General features: G+C 67.9%; 13 protein-coding genes. 9 read left to right on the top strand and 4 right to left on the bottom strand.

The annotated features are described in order from the left end of the window. Positions 1-33: 33 nt before the first annotated feature. Entirely contained in the window at positions 34-804 is a 771-nt protein-coding gene (locus tag V4U86_RS21280) for an SDR family NAD(P)-dependent oxidoreductase (RefSeq protein ID WP_395307896.1), read from the bottom strand. Positions 805-890: 86 nt separating this feature from the next. On the opposite strand from V4U86_RS21280, the gene V4U86_RS21275 reads away from it, so the two are divergent. Next, positions 891-1,739, top strand: a complete 849-nt coding sequence (locus tag V4U86_RS21275) for a helix-turn-helix transcriptional regulator (RefSeq protein ID WP_395307895.1) — start codon at positions 891-893, stop codon at positions 1,737-1,739. A 55-nt stretch (positions 1,740-1,794) separates the two neighbouring features. On the opposite strand, the gene V4U86_RS21270 is transcribed toward V4U86_RS21275, so the two are convergent. Then, the gene (locus V4U86_RS21270; RefSeq protein ID WP_425590828.1) at positions 1,795-3,078 is read right to left on the bottom strand and encodes an integrase core domain-containing protein; all 1,284 of its coding nucleotides are present in this window, start codon (positions 3,076-3,078) and stop codon (positions 1,795-1,797) included. A gap of 154 nt (positions 3,079-3,232) precedes the next feature. On the opposite strand from V4U86_RS21270, the gene V4U86_RS21265 reads away from it, so the two are divergent. Further along, on the top strand, positions 3,233-6,535 hold the full coding sequence (locus tag V4U86_RS21265; RefSeq protein ID WP_395307894.1) for an error-prone DNA polymerase: 3,303 nt from the start codon (positions 3,233-3,235) through the stop codon (positions 6,533-6,535). Between the two features lie 3 nt (positions 6,536-6,538). On the opposite strand, the gene V4U86_RS21260 is transcribed toward V4U86_RS21265, so the two are convergent. Further along, positions 6,539-6,949 carry a TIGR03667 family PPOX class F420-dependent oxidoreductase gene (locus V4U86_RS21260; RefSeq protein WP_395307893.1) on the bottom strand — a complete coding sequence of 137 codons (411 nt, stop codon included), beginning with the start codon at positions 6,947-6,949 and terminating at the stop codon, positions 6,539-6,541. Positions 6,950-6,972: 23 nt separating this feature from the next. On the opposite strand from V4U86_RS21260, the gene V4U86_RS21255 reads away from it, so the two are divergent. Then, entirely contained in the window at positions 6,973-7,614 is a 642-nt protein-coding gene (locus V4U86_RS21255; protein ID WP_395307892.1) for a nitroreductase family protein, read from the top strand. Between the two features lie 78 nt (positions 7,615-7,692). On the opposite strand, the gene V4U86_RS21250 is transcribed toward V4U86_RS21255, so the two are convergent. Continuing rightward, on the bottom strand, positions 7,693-8,145 hold the full coding sequence (locus V4U86_RS21250; RefSeq protein WP_395312146.1) for a tRNA (cytidine(34)-2'-O)-methyltransferase: 453 nt from the start codon (positions 8,143-8,145) through the stop codon (positions 7,693-7,695). A gap of 43 nt (positions 8,146-8,188) precedes the next feature. Here V4U86_RS21250 and V4U86_RS21245 point away from each other — a divergent pair, with 43 nt between their 5' ends. From V4U86_RS21245 to V4U86_RS21220, 6 genes are all read left to right on the top strand, one after another. Continuing rightward, positions 8,189-8,806, top strand: coding sequence for a class I SAM-dependent methyltransferase (locus tag V4U86_RS21245; RefSeq protein WP_395307891.1), 618 nt, complete (start codon positions 8,189-8,191; stop codon positions 8,804-8,806). 200 nt (positions 8,807-9,006) lie between these two features. Beyond that, entirely contained in the window at positions 9,007-11,499 is a 2,493-nt protein-coding gene (locus V4U86_RS21240; protein ID WP_395312145.1) for a HAMP domain-containing sensor histidine kinase, read from the top strand. Beyond that, positions 11,496-11,894 carry a roadblock/LC7 domain-containing protein gene (locus V4U86_RS21235; RefSeq protein ID WP_395307890.1) on the top strand — a complete coding sequence of 133 codons (399 nt, stop codon included), beginning with the start codon at positions 11,496-11,498 and terminating at the stop codon, positions 11,892-11,894. Before V4U86_RS21240 ends, V4U86_RS21235 begins: the two co-directional genes overlap by 4 nt. 22 nt (positions 11,895-11,916) lie before the next feature. Continuing rightward, the gene (locus tag V4U86_RS21230; protein ID WP_395307889.1) at positions 11,917-12,303 is read left to right on the top strand and encodes a DUF742 domain-containing protein; all 387 of its coding nucleotides are present in this window, start codon (positions 11,917-11,919) and stop codon (positions 12,301-12,303) included. Further along, complete coding sequence (locus V4U86_RS21225; RefSeq protein ID WP_395307888.1) at positions 12,284-12,853, top strand: GTP-binding protein; 570 nt, start codon at positions 12,284-12,286, stop codon at positions 12,851-12,853. The genes V4U86_RS21230 and V4U86_RS21225 overlap by 20 nt, the downstream gene beginning before the upstream one ends. Beyond that, the gene (locus tag V4U86_RS21220) at positions 12,850-13,413 is read left to right on the top strand and encodes a pentapeptide repeat-containing protein (protein WP_395307887.1); all 564 of its coding nucleotides are present in this window, start codon (positions 12,850-12,852) and stop codon (positions 13,411-13,413) included. Before V4U86_RS21225 ends, V4U86_RS21220 begins: the two co-directional genes overlap by 4 nt. The last annotated feature ends 19 nt before the right edge of the window (positions 13,414-13,432 follow it).

The following is a 13,432-nucleotide window of genomic DNA, read 5'->3' as shown; positions in this document are numbered from 1 at the left end:
GACATTAAGTTCTTCACGCTCAGCACAGTGCCGTCACACCCAGGTGCCGCCGTCCACCCGGAGCACCGCCCCGGTGACATAGGAAGCCCGGTCACTGAGCAACCAGGCCGCAGCCTCGGCGATCTCCTCGGGTGCGGCGGCCCGTCCCAGCGGGGTCTGAGCCACCAGATCATTGATCACGCCGGGACTTTCGGCATCCCAGTCTCGGATCATCTCGGTCAAGGTGGTCCCGGGGGTGATGGCATTGACCCGGATTCCCTCCGGCCCGTAGGTGATTGCCGCCGATTCGGTCAGACTGTTCACCGCCCGCTTCATCGCACCGTACGCGGGTAGCGCCGGATTTCCGCGCAGGCTGCCGACGCTGGAGGTGTTCACGATGGCGCCGACGCCGGAAGTGGCTCGGATGGCGGAAATCTGCGCGCTCAGCGCGACCCAGACACCCTTCAGGTTGACCGAGTAGACGTGGTCGAAGTCGGCCTCGGTCACCGCGTCGAGCGGCCCGGGTGGGGTGTTGACCGCCCCGTTGTTGAACGCGATGTCGAGCCGACCCCACAACTCGACGATGCGCTGCACCGCGGCGCGGACAGCGGCACCGTTGGCGAGGTCGCAGACGATGTAGTCGGCGGTGCCGCCGGCCGCCCGGATGTCCTCGGTGACCGTCTTGAGTTGGCTCTCGGTCCTGGCGGCCAACAGCACCGTCGCGCCCTCCCTGGCGAACAGTCGTGCCGCGGCGGCGCCGATACCGCGTCCGGCGCCGGAGATGAACGCAACTTTGTCGGCCAGCAGGCCTGTCTTCGTCGTCATGGAGTCGAGCCTGCGCGGGGCCGGAGTTCGGATCCAGGTACTGCCCATACCTGGATGTCGGCCTTTCCGCAGGGACAATCGGAGCTATGGACAAACGCGAGCTGGGGGCGTTTCTGCGCAGCAGGCGGGAGCGGATCACCCCCGCCGACGTGGGCCTGCCGGCCGGCCGCCGCCGGCGTACCCCGGGCCTACGCCGCGACGAGGTCGCCCAGCTGGCCTTCATCTCCACCGAGTACTACACCCGCCTGGAGCAGGCCCGTGCGCCGAATCCCTCCCGTGAAGTGCTGGAAGGGCTGAGCCGCGCGCTGCGGTTGGCCGACAGCGAACGTACGCACCTGCACCTGCTGGCCGGGATCGAACCGCAGCGTCCGGTGGGTCCGCCGCGGGCGGTGCGGCAGAGCATTCTGGATCTGCTGCACCGGCTGCCACAGGCCGCCGCGATCGTGATGTCGGCGACGCAGGAGGTGCTGGCCTGGAATGATCTGGCCTGCGCGCTGATGGAGGACTTCTCGGCGCTGCCCCGCCGGGACCGCAATCTGGTGCGCCGGGTGTTCCTGGGGCCGAACGGGCCGGGCGGGCAACGGCTTTACGGGGTATCCGACGTCGACGACTTCGCACGGAGCAGTGCCAAGCAGTTGCGCACGGCGGCGGCCCGCTATCCCGACGACCCCGAGGTCACCGACCTCGTCGAGGAACTGGTGTCCGGCAGCGAGGAGTTCAGGGTGTTGTGGGAGTCGCACGACATCGTCGACCGGGTGACGTTGTGCAAGACGTTCGCGCACCCGGTGGTCGGGACGGTCTCGGTGAACTGCGATGTGCTCGACATCGCCGACCGGGATCAGCAGGTGGTCATCTACACCGCGGCGCCGGGGTCGGCCTCGGAGGAAGCGATGCGGCTGCTGGCGGTGCTGGGCACTCAGCGGATGGACGTGTGATGTATCAGGACATCGGTGACAGTTCTGCATCAGGACATCGGTGACAGTTGATGTATCAGGACATCGGTGACGGTTGTCGGGTTTTGGGGCGTGGGCCGCGTGGTTGTCCGTTGCCGACATACTTCACACCCGGTGCGGGTTTGGTGTGTTCGATAAGGATTTCGCCGTCCAGATCGGCCACGATGATCTTGTCGTCGACGCTGACAACCAGGACTTGCTGGAAGGCGCGTTGTGCGTCGACTCGGTATGTGACTGAGTCCAATCCGATGCTGCCCACCGAGCTCACCGTGCGGATGACTGTGTCCGAGGGTAGATCCACGGGCGAGTTCGCTCGGGGGAATTGGTATCGACTCGGGACAGGCCGTGCATAGGTCTGCCGGTCGATTGCGGGGCGGGGTGGATCTGCCGTGGGGGTCGCTTCCCATGCCGTCAGTGGTGTGACGCGCCCAGGTAGACCTTGGTGAGGGCGCTCGGTGTTGTAGATGTGGTCGAACGCATCGACCTGGGCTTGGAGCTGGGCCAGTGTCTCGGCCAGTGGCTGTTTGTCGAGATAGCGGAACAGGGTCTGGTGGAAGCGTTCGTTTTTGCCCTGCGTGGTCGGCTTGTAGGGCTTTCCGGTGATCGCCTCGACCCCGAGTGCACTCACGTGACCGACAAGTTGGCCCACATATCCGCGCCGTGAGGGGTTGAGGGCGAGTCCATTGTCCGAGAGCAGTCGTTGGGGTACGCCGTGGGCGGCTACGGCCTTGTCGAAGACCGTGATCGCCGCCTCGGCTGTCTCGCTCCAGGCCACGTGGGAAGCGACCGCGTAGCGGGAGTGGTCGTCGATGAGTTGGAAGATCACACATGTGCGTCCACCGGCCAGGACGTACCCGGTGGCGTCAAGTTGCCAGCACGCGTTCGGGGCTGGGTAGACAAACCGCCGCCACGCCGAGCGGGGCTTCTTCTTCGGCTCCATACGAGCCACACCGGCCTCCCGGAATATGCGTGCCAGCGCCGCCGTGGACGGAACCTCATCGAGGCCCATCGCGCGCATCTTCTCGTGCACGCTGATCGGCCCGTGATCCAGACCGGAAACCTCCAGCGCGGACCGCACAGCCACGGCCTGTGCTTTGATCTCATCGCTCAGCGTCGAAGGGCTCGACTTCGGTCGGCGTGTCCGGGGTTCGAGCACCGCAGCCGGACCGTCTTCCTTGGTTCGTTTACGTAACTCGTAGAACGACTTTCGTGATATGCCATGCTCGACACAGAACGTCGAGACCGCGCCGCGAGGCGCGTCGTCGGGCCACTGGGAGATCGCCAAGCGGACACGAGGATCGATGGGTTCATTGACAGCCACCGCCTAAGCCTCGAGGAAGAAGTGTCACCACCAAGAACCCTCAAAGTGTCACCGATGTCCTGATGCAGAACTGTCACCGATGTCCTGAGACATAACACTCAGCGGATGGACGCGCCCGGCTGACTGTCGAACAGATGTTCGATACACTGGCGGGGTGGGGTGGAACGACGGGCCGTCGACGTGGCCCGAGATGGAGCGCGTGCTCAACGGCAGGCCGCGCCCCGGTAAGAAGCCGCGGCGATCAGGCCTGCCCTTACCACCGCCCGGCGACGGCGGGGACAGTCCGGCCTGGTCCCGTAAGCGCGGCGCCTATCAGGCCGTCGGGGGTGAGCGGCGCAGCTCGGCCGTCCCGTATGCCGAACTGCACGCGCACTCGGCGTACAGCTTCCTGGATGGGGCCAGCACCCCGGAGGAACTGGTGGAGGAGGCGGCCCGGCTGGACCTGCGGGCCATCGCGCTGACCGACCACGACGGTCTCTACGGGGTGGTGCGGTTCGCCGAGGCCGCTCGCGAACTGGGCATGTCCACCGTCTTCGGCGCCGAACTGTCGCTGGGTAATGTGCCGCGCACCGAACAGCCCGACCCACCCGGCCCGCACCTGCTGGTGCTGGCCCGCGGCCCGGAGGGCTACCGGCGGCTGTCCCGTCAGATCTCGGCGGCGCACCTGGCCGGCGGTGAGAAGGGCAAGCCGCGGTATGACTTCGACACGTTGACCGAAGCCGCCGGCGGGCACTGGCACATCCTCACCGGATGCCGCAAAGGCCATGTGCAACAAGCCTTCACCCAGGGCGGCCCGGAGGCTGCCGGCCGTGCACTGGCCGACCTGGTGGATCGGTTCGGCGCGGATCGGGTCAGCGTCGAACTCACCCATCACGGCCACCCACTCGACGATGAACGCAATGCGGCGCTGAGAGCGCTGGCGCCGCGGTACGGCGTGACCGTGGTCGCCACCACCGGGGCGCACTTCGCGGCCCCCGCCCGCGGTCGGCTGGCGATGGCGATGGCGGCGATCCGGGCCCGCAATTCGATGGATACCGCGGCCGGCTGGCTGGCTCCACTGGGCGGGGCGCATCTGCGGTCCGGGGAGGAGATGTCACGGCTTTTCGGACCCGAGATCGTCACCGCAGCAGCAGATCTGGGTGAGCAATGCGCCTTCGGGCTGGCGTTGATCGCCCCGCAACTGCCGCCGTTCGACGTGCCCGACGGGCACACCGAGTCCAGCTGGCTGCGCCAACTGGTGCGCGACGGCGCCCGGGAACGCTACGGCCCGCCGGAACGGGCGCCCAAGGCCTACGCGCAGATCGAACACGAACTGGCGATCATCGACAAACTGGACTTCCCCGGCTACTTCCTGGTGGTACACGACATCACCCGGTTCTGCCGGGAGAACGACATCCTGTGCCAGGGCCGGGGATCGGCGGCCAACTCGGCGGTCTGTTACGCGCTGAAGGTCACCAACGTCGACCCGATCGCCAACGAGTTGCTGTTCGAACGGTTCCTGTCGCCGGCCCGCGACGGCCCACCGGACATCGACATCGACATCGAATCGGACCTGCGCGAGGACGTCATCCAGTACGTCTACGACAAATACGGCCGCGACTATGCCGCCCAGGTCGCCAACGTCATCACCTACCGGGGGCGCAGCGCCATCCGGGACATGGCCCGGGCACTGGGTTTCTCCCAAGGCCAGCAGGACGCCTGGAGCAAGCAGATCAGCCGGTGGAACGGGCTGGCCGACTCACCCGATGTGGAGGACATCCCCGAGCAGGTGGTCGACCTGGCCACCCAGATCTCCAACTTGCCCCGGCACATGGGCATCCACTCCGGCGGCATGGTGATCTGCGACCGTCCGATCGCCGATGTGTGTCCGGTGGAGTGGGCCCGCATGGAGAACCGCAGTGTGCTGCAGTGGGACAAGGACGACTGCGCGGCAATCGGTCTGGTGAAGTTCGACCTGCTCGGCCTCGGCATGCTGTCGGCCCTGCACTACGCCATCGACCTGGTACGCGAGCACAAGGGCATCGAGGTGGACCTGTCCAAGCTGGATCTGTCCGAGCCGGCGGTCTACGAGATGCTGCAGCGTGCCGATTCGGTCGGGGTGTTCCAGGTCGAGTCCCGCGCGCAGATGGCCACCCTGCCCCGACTCAAGCCGAGGATCTTCTACGACCTGGTGGTGGAGGTCGCGCTGATCCGCCCCGGCCCCATCCAGGGTGGGTCGGTGCACCCGTACATCAAGCGGCGCAACGGTATCGAACCGGTCGTCTACGATCACCCGTCGATGGAGCCGGCGTTGCGCAAGACCCTCGGGGTGCCTTTGTTCCAGGAACAGCTGATGCAATTGGCGGTGGACTGCGCCGGATTCACCCCGGCCGAGGCGGACCAGTTGCGCCGGGCGATGGGCTCGAAACGGTCGACCGAGAAGATGCGCCGGCTGCGGGACCGGTTCTACCAGGGCATGCGGGACCGGCACGGTATCACCGGCGCGGTGGCCGAGAAGATCTACGAGAAGTTGGAGGCATTCGCCAATTTCGGTTTCCCGGAGAGTCATTCACTGAGCTTCGCCTCGCTGGTCTTCTACTCGTCATGGTTCAAGCTGCACCATCCGGCGGTGTTCTGCGCGGCGCTGCTGCGGGCCCAGCCGATGGGTTTCTACTCGCCGCAGTCGTTGGTCGCCGATGCCCGCCGGCACGGGGTGGCCGTGCACGGGCCGGACGTCAACGCCAGCCTGGCGCATGCCACCTGTGCGAACGACGGGCTGGACGTGCGGATGGGCCTGGGCAGTGTCCGGCACATCGGTGACGAACTCGCACAACGGATCGTCGACGAGCGGATGGCGAACGGGCCGTTCGCGTCCCTGCTGGATCTCACTGCCAGAGTGCAACTTTCGGTACCGCAGACCGAGGCGCTGGCCACCGCGGGGGCGCTCGGCTGCTTCGGGATCACCCGGCGCGAAGGGCTGTGGGCCGCGGGCGCAGCGGCCGCGGAGCGACCGGACCGGCTCCCGGGAGTGGGATCGTCCTCGCACATCCCGCCGCTGCCGGGGATGAGCGCACTGGAACTCGCGGCCGCCGATGTGTGGGCCACCGGTGTCTCCCCGGACAGTTATCCCACCCAGTTCCTGCGCGAGGATCTGGCGGCGATGGGCGTCGTGCCCGCCGCCGACCTGCTGAAGGTGCCCGACGGCACCCGGATCCTGGTGGCCGGGGCGGTGACCCACCGGCAGCGCCCGGCGACGGCCCAGGGCGTCACCTTCGTCAACCTGGAGGACGAGACCGGCATGGTCAACGTGCTGTGTGCGCCCGGAGTGTGGGCGCGGCACCGCAAGCTGGCGCAGAGCGCCCCGGCGCTGATCATCCGCGGCATCGTGCAGAACGCCACCGGTGCGGTCACCGTGCTGGCCGACCGGATGGGCCCGGTCGATCTGAAGGTGCGGTCGCGGTCCAGAGATTTCCAGTGACGGTCACTCCGTCGGCGTCGTCCACACCTTGTCGATGCTGATCCGCAGCCGGGCCCCGTAACCCGACATCGACTCGGTCAGCCCGAACTCATCGGCCACCGGGCCGTACTTCGCCCAGTACGGCCCGTCCTCGCGGGGGTCGGAGTCCTCGGTGTCCACTCGCGCCGTCCCGCCGAGCACGATGATCCCGCCGCCGTGGCCGTCGGAATCCAGGTTCAGGCTGACCTGCGGGTGCGCACGGACATGTCGCACCTTGGCCGAACCGGGCGCGGTGTAGACGACGATCTCGGAGCCGTCGAAGAAGAACCACACCAGTTTCGGTACCGGTAAACCGGATTTCGTGACGGTGGTCAGCCACCCGTAGTGGTCGGACACGAGGCGTTCGGTGACTTCTGAAGTCAGGTCTGCAGTCATGACCGCGAATGTAGTCTCGCGGTATGACACTCAACCTGACTGCGGAAGAAGTCCTGACCACCACCCGCTCGGTGCGTAAGCGGCTCGACTTCGACAAGCCGGTGCCCCGCGAGGTCCTGCTGGAATGCCTCGACATCGCGCTGCAGGCGCCGACGGGTTCCAATGCGCAAGGCTGGCAATGGGTTTTCGTCGAGGACCCGGCCAAGAAGAAGGCGCTGGCCGATATCTACCGGACCAATGCCAACCCGTATCTGGACCTGCCCAAGCCCGAACGCGGAGACATTCGCGATGAGCAGATCGTCCGGGTGACCGACTCGGCGAAGTACCTCAACGAGAACTTCGAGCAGGCACCGGTGCTGTTGGTGCCGTGTCTGGAGGGGCGCCCCGACGGTGCGCCGGCCGGGATGAGTGCGTCGTACTGGGGGTCGTTGCTGCCGGCGGTGTGGAGTTTCATGCTGGCGCTGCGGACCCGCGGGCTGGGCTCGGCGTGGACCACGCTGCACCTGCTCGGCGACGGTGAGAAGCAGGCCGCCGAGGTGCTGGGCATCCCGTTCGACCAGTACGCGCAGGCCGGGTTGTTCCCGATCGCCTACACCAAGGGCACCGACTTCAAGAAGGCCAAGCGCCTGCCCGCGGAGAACTTCGCGCACTGGGACACCTGGTAGCCCTGCTCGCACCGGGATTGACGTTTCGGCACGATCTTCCTCGCACTTCGGCGCCCGTTTATTCGATTGGGCGAACGGTCAGACCGCGCCGGCGAATCCCTGCTGGCGCCACGCCTCGTAGGCGGCGACCGCCGCGGCATTGGACAGGTTCAACGACCGCCGCCCGGCCAGCATCGGGATGCGGACCTGCGCGGTGATATGCGGGTCGGCCAGCGTCTGCTCGTCCAGACCGGTCGGTTCCGGGCCGAACAGCAGCACATCACCGGGCTGGTAGTCCACCTGCGCGAACGACCGCTCGGCATGCGCGGTGAACGCATAGACCCGGGTGGGGGCGATGGCCGCCCAAGCCGCGGGCAGGTCCGGATGCACCGTCACCGACGCCAGGTCGTGGTAGTCCAGCCCGGCGCGGCGCAGCTTGGGCTCGGACAGGTCGAAACCGAGCGGTTCGACCAGGTGCAGTTCGCACCCGGTGGCGGCCACCATCCTGATCGCATTGCCGGTATTGGGCGCGATACGCGGGGAGAAGAACATCACCTTGAACACCGGGCCATCATCCCCTGCGGATAATGGGCGCATGGTCGAGCAGAGCCTCTGGATGCAGAAAGTCGCGGCCGATCCCGGCCATTCGCAGTGGTACATCGAACGTTTTCGGGAGATGGAACGCGCGGGGAAGGATCTTTCCGGTGAGGCCCGCCTGGTCGATGCGATGGTGCCGCGCGGCGCCCGGATCCTGGACGCCGGGTGCGGGCCCGGCCGGGTGGGTGGATACCTGGCCGCGGCCGGCCACGACGTGGTCGGTGTCGACGTGGACCCGGCGCTCATCGCGGCCGCCGAGCAGGATCACCCGGGGCCCCGGTGGCTGGTCGGCGACCTCGCCGAACTCGACCTGCCGGCGCGCGGGATCGGTGAACCCTTCGACGTCATCGTGTCGGCAGGCAACGTGATGACGTTCCTGGCCCCGAGCACCCGGGGGCGCGTGCTGCAGCGGATGCGGGCCCATCTGGCCGACGGCGGGCGCGCGGTCATCGGATTCGGGGCAGGCCGCGACTACCCGCACGACGAGTTCCTCGCCGATGCCGAACACGCCGGTTTGGTGCCCGACCTGTTGTTCTCCACGTGGGATCTGCGCCCGTTCACCCAGGATTCGGAGTTCCTCGTCGCCGTTCTCAGCCGGTCCACCGCCATCAACTGACGCCGACGGCACCTGTTTCGCCCATCGCCACAGCTGCGCAACGTAACGGTCACGAACTGTGCGCGGTCGGTATCGAGGTGTGGAATCCGCCCCGCGCGGCTGCCATACTCGACAAATTGCCAGGCGTGCCACGCCGGCCCGATGGTGGGCAAAAGCAGGAAGCATATGACCGACGCGCCAACAACGATTCGCAGATCCTGATGACGGTGAACGCCGCGTCGCCGGTCACTTCTGTCCGCAACGAATTCGACAGCGCCGCAGCGCATGCCGTGAAGCGTCCGCCGCGATGGGCGTTGGCGAACTGGCCCGTCGGCTGGAAAGTGTTCGCCATCGTGCTGGTCCCGCTGGTGCTGGCGGCGACGTTCGGCGGGATGCGCATCTACTCCGGTTTCACCGAGGCCGCCGACCTGCGGCGTGCCGCCGACCGCACCGAGATGGTCCCCGCGATCGAAAGCTACATGGCGTCGCTCGACGCGGCCGTCCTCGCCGGATCCGCGGGCGGTGAGGCCCAGTCCGTGCTGAGCGAGTTCGACAGCAACCGCGCGGCTTTGGAACGCCGGCTCGACGAGACGGACGTGCTGCCCGACGTGCGCGACGGCGTCACCGAGATCCTGCGCGGCGGCCAGGACCTGGTGAACAAGGTGGTCGCCAACTCAATCAGCCTGCGCGACAAGGTCACCACCTACGCGCCGCTGTTGTTGACCGCCGAAGACGCCATCACCGGTTCCGTGCGGGTCGACGATGCGCAGGTCCGCTCCGACGCCCTGGGACTGTCCCGCGCCATCGGCGCCCGGGGCCAGATGATGATGCAGCAGCTACTGGTCAACCTCGGCGGGGAAGTCCCCGAGCCCGAACTGCGCACCTCGATGAACACGGTCGCGGGCACCGAACCGTCCACCCTGTTCGGCATGACGCAGATCCTCGGCGTCGGCTCGGACGAGTCGAAAACCCTGCAGGAGCAGTTCATCCTGCGGATGTCGATCATGGCCAACCCGGCCGCGGTGTTGGTGAACAACCCGGAGCTGACCCAGTCCATCCAGGTCACCGCCACCATTGCCGGTGAGCTCATCGACACCACCACCGCATCGTTGACCACCGCGGTCGACGAGCAGGCCACCGCCCAACGCGGCGCCGCCATCCGCGACGCCGTCATCGTGCTCGCCGTGCTCGTGCTGGCGTTGCTGGTGGTGGCGCTGGTGGCACGGTCGCTGGTTCGGCCGTTGCGCCGGCTGCGGGACAGCGCGCTGAAGGTCGCGCACACCGAACTCGCCCGCGAACTCGAACAGGTCCGCACCGGGGGAGACCCGGGACCGGTCCGTCCGATCCCGGTGCACACCACCGAAGAGGTCGGCCAGGTCGCGCACGCGGTCGACGAACTGCACGAACAGGCGGTCCTGCTGGCCGGTGAGCAGGCCCGGTTGCAGGTGCAGGTCAGCGACATGTACGAGACGCTGTCCCGGCGCAGCCGGTCCCTGGTGGATCAACAGCTGGCGCTGATCGACCGACTCGAACGCGACGAACAGGACCCGCAACGGTTGGACAGCCTGTTCCGGCTGGACCACCTGGCCGCCCGGATGCGCCGCAACGGCGCCAATCTGCTGGTGCTGGCCGGCACCAGAGTGGCCCGCGAGCAGGCCGACCCGGTCCCGGTGGCCGCGGTGATCAACGCGGCCGCTTCCGAGGTCGAGGAGTACACCCGGGTGGTGACCGACACCATCGCGGACTGCGAGGTCAGCGGCGCGGTGGCCGCGGATCTGGTGCACGTGCTGGCCGAGTTGATGGACAACGGGTTGCGGTATTCGCCGCCGGACTCGCAGGTGCGGGTCTCGGCGGTGCGCACCGCCAACGGCGCACTGGTCATCGAGGTCGGCGACACCGGCCTGGGCATGGCCGAAGCCGACCTGCGGGTGGCCAACACCCGATTGAAGTCCGGCGGCGAGGTCAATTCGTACACTGCCCGGCACATGGGCCTGTTCGTGGTCGGTAGGCTGGCCGACCAGCACGGGCTCGTCGTGCGTCTGCGCAGTACCGTTGCCGGAGAACCGAATTCGGGACTCACCGCGGGTGTCTACGTGCCCGTCGAGTTGCTTGCGGGCATGCCGGGCGGCCCGGTACGCACCGAGTTCGCGCCCGCCCCGGTGGCCGAGGTGCTGTCCTTCGCCCCGGTGCCGCAGCAGCCCCCGCCTCACGTCGAGCCGGCACCCGAATCCGGTGACGAAGTCATCGCCCCACCGATATCGGGTCTGCCGCAGCGTAATCCGGGATCCAGCGGCTTCGGGGAGGCGCCGGCCCAACCCGAGCGGCCGGCGCAGCGGGAGGACGCCGGGTCGGCCGACGATGCCATCTATCAGAAGATGCTCTCCGAATGGTTGATCGATCCCACCGAATTCGGCGCCGGTGCCGATCTGGACTGGAAGTCGGTATGGGACCACGGCTGGTCGGCGGCTGCCTCGGCCGAGGACGCCCCGGTCACCGAACACACGCTGGAGGGGTTGCCGGTCCGCAGGCCCGGGGAACGGCTGGTACCCGGGGCCGGTGACGTCGGCGAGGACGAAGCCACGCCGGAATCGGAGCCCGTCACCGGCCCGCTACCGGATCCGGCCGCCGTGCGCGCCAGCCTCAGCAGCCACTTCGGCGGGGTGCATGCCGGCCGATCGCAGTCCCGCGACACCGGAGGAACACACCGCGCATGAGTACCCGCGAATCGCTGGACTGGTTGGTGGCCAAGTTCGCCCGCGAGGTGTCCGGGGTTTCGCACGCCGTCCTGGTCTCCGCGGACGGGCTGCTGATGGCCGCCAGCGAACACATCCCCACCGAGCGGGCCGACCAGCTGGCCGCGGTGGCGTCGGGGCTGGCCAGCCTGTCCACCGGTGCGGCGCAGCTGTTCGCGGGCGGGCACGTCATGCAGTCCATCGTGGAGATGGAGAACGGCTATCTGCTGCTGATGCGGGTCGGCGACGGATCCAACCTCGCCACCCTGGCCACCCGGTCCTGCGATATCGGCCAGATCGGTTACGAGATGGCCATTCTGGTGGAGCAAGTGGGCAATGTCATCCAGTCGGGACGACGTGCCCGACACCACAGCTGAGCCGGCGATAGCTGAGCCGGCAATGCAGCCCCCGTCCGACGCCTGGGAGTCCACCGATACGGTGGACGTGGCGGACATGGTGCGGCCCTACACGCTGACCGCCGGGCGCACCGCCGCGCGGGTGGACCTGCCGCTGGAAGCACCGGTCAGCCCGTCGACGACCGGTCCGGCGCCGCGCTGGCCGAGCAGCGATGTGCGGGCCCGGATCCTGGCTCTTGCCGAGAACAGTCCCTCGGTCGCGGAGGCCGCGGCGCGCCTGGAGTTGCCCCTCGGTGTGGCGCGTGTGCTGATCGGAGACCTCGTCGTGGAGGGGTATCTTCGGGTGCACACGACGCTGGGCGACACCGCCTCGCTCGACGACCGCCGTGAACTGATCGGAAGGACTCTGCGTGGCCTTCGGGCATTATGACCGGCCATCCGCTTCGACCAAGATCGTCATCTCCGGCGGTTTCGGCTCCGGCAAGACGACCTTCGTCGGCGCGGTCTCGGAGATCATGCCGCTGCGCACCGAGGCTCTGGTGACCGCCGCGTCCGCCGGCGTCGACGGGTTGGAGGCCACCCCGCACAAGAGCACCACCACGGTGGCGATGGATTTCGGGCGGATCACCCTGGCCGACGATCTCGTCCTCTATCTGTTCGGCACTCCCGGCCAGCGCCGGTTCTGGTTCATGTGGGACGACCTGATCCGGGGTGCCATCGGTGCGGTCATCCTGGTCGACCTGCGTCGCCTGCAGGACAGTTTCGCCGCCATCGACTTCTTCGAGGCCCGCAAGTTGCCGTTCATCGTGGCCATCAACGAGTTCGACGGGGCGCCACGGCATCCGGTGCCCGCGGTGCGCCAGGCGCTGGCATTACCGGAGTACATCCCGATCGTCACCGTGGACGCCCGCGATCGACAGTCGGCGCGGGCAGCCCTGATCGCGGTCACCGAGTACGCCCTGGCGGCGTTGGCTTCATGACCGAACCCGATCAGGTCTGGGTGGACCGTGAGTTCACCGGCCACGACTTCCGCGACGAGGACCTCAGCCGGCTGCGCACCGAGCGGGTGGTGTTCGACGAATGCGATTTCAGCGGCGTCGACCTCACCGAGTCCGAGCACCTGGGCTCGGCGTTCCGCAACTGCACGTTCCGCCGCGCTGCGCTGTCGCACAGCACCTTCCGCCAGTGCAGCCTGCTGGGCTCGGTGTTCACCGAGACCCGGCTGCGGCCGGTCCGGTTCATCGAGGTGGACCTGTCGCTGAGCGTGCTCGGCGGGTGCGATCTGCGCACGGTGGACCTGTCGGACTGCCGGCTGCGCGAGGCCAACCTGGTGGGCACCGATCTGCGCAAGGCCGTGCTGCAGCGCGCCGACCTGAGCGGCGCGCGGGTACAGAACGCCAAGTTCGACGAGGCCGATCTACGCGGCGCCCGGGTCGACCCGACGTTCTGGACCACCGCGAAGGCGCGCGGCGCGCGCATCAACATCGAGCAGGGCCTGGCCTTCGCCGCCGCGCACGGCCTCGACGTGCACGGCGAATAGCCGCGCAGCTTCGACCAGC

The sequence above is a fragment of the Mycobacterium sp. AMU20-3851 genome, assembly GCF_043974665.1.
Taxonomy (GTDB): domain Bacteria; phylum Actinomycetota; class Actinomycetes; order Mycobacteriales; family Mycobacteriaceae; genus Mycobacterium.
The sequence above is the reverse complement of the archived record's forward strand: the minus strand, read 5'-3'. Positions and strand labels throughout refer to the sequence as shown.

Bases quoted from the DNA above. Each gene is read 5' to 3' on its own strand.
- V4U86_RS21260 (WP_395307893.1), bottom strand. From the start codon at position 6,949: ATGACTGCAGACCTGACTTCAGAAGTCACCGAACGCCTCGTGTCCGAC.
- V4U86_RS21245 (WP_395307891.1), top strand. From the start codon at position 8,189: ATGGTCGAGCAGAGCCTCTGGATGCAGAAAGTCGCGGCCGATCCCGGC.
- V4U86_RS21280 (WP_395307896.1), bottom strand. From the start codon at position 804: ATGACGACGAAGACAGGCCTGCTGGCCGACAAAGTTGCGTTCATCTCC.
- V4U86_RS21230 (WP_395307889.1), top strand. From the start codon at position 11,917: ATGCAGCCCCCGTCCGACGCCTGGGAGTCCACCGATACGGTGGACGTG.
- V4U86_RS21235 (WP_395307890.1), top strand. From the start codon at position 11,496: ATGAGTACCCGCGAATCGCTGGACTGGTTGGTGGCCAAGTTCGCCCGC.
- V4U86_RS21220 (WP_395307887.1), top strand. From the start codon at position 12,850: ATGACCGAACCCGATCAGGTCTGGGTGGACCGTGAGTTCACCGGCCAC.
- V4U86_RS21240 (WP_395312145.1), top strand. From the start codon at position 9,007: ATGACGGTGAACGCCGCGTCGCCGGTCACTTCTGTCCGCAACGAATTC.
- V4U86_RS21275 (WP_395307895.1), top strand. From the start codon at position 891: ATGGACAAACGCGAGCTGGGGGCGTTTCTGCGCAGCAGGCGGGAGCGG.
- V4U86_RS21255 (WP_395307892.1), top strand. From the start codon at position 6,973: ATGACACTCAACCTGACTGCGGAAGAAGTCCTGACCACCACCCGCTCG.
- V4U86_RS21250 (WP_395312146.1), bottom strand. From the start codon at position 8,145: ATGTTCTTCTCCCCGCGTATCGCGCCCAATACCGGCAATGCGATCAGG.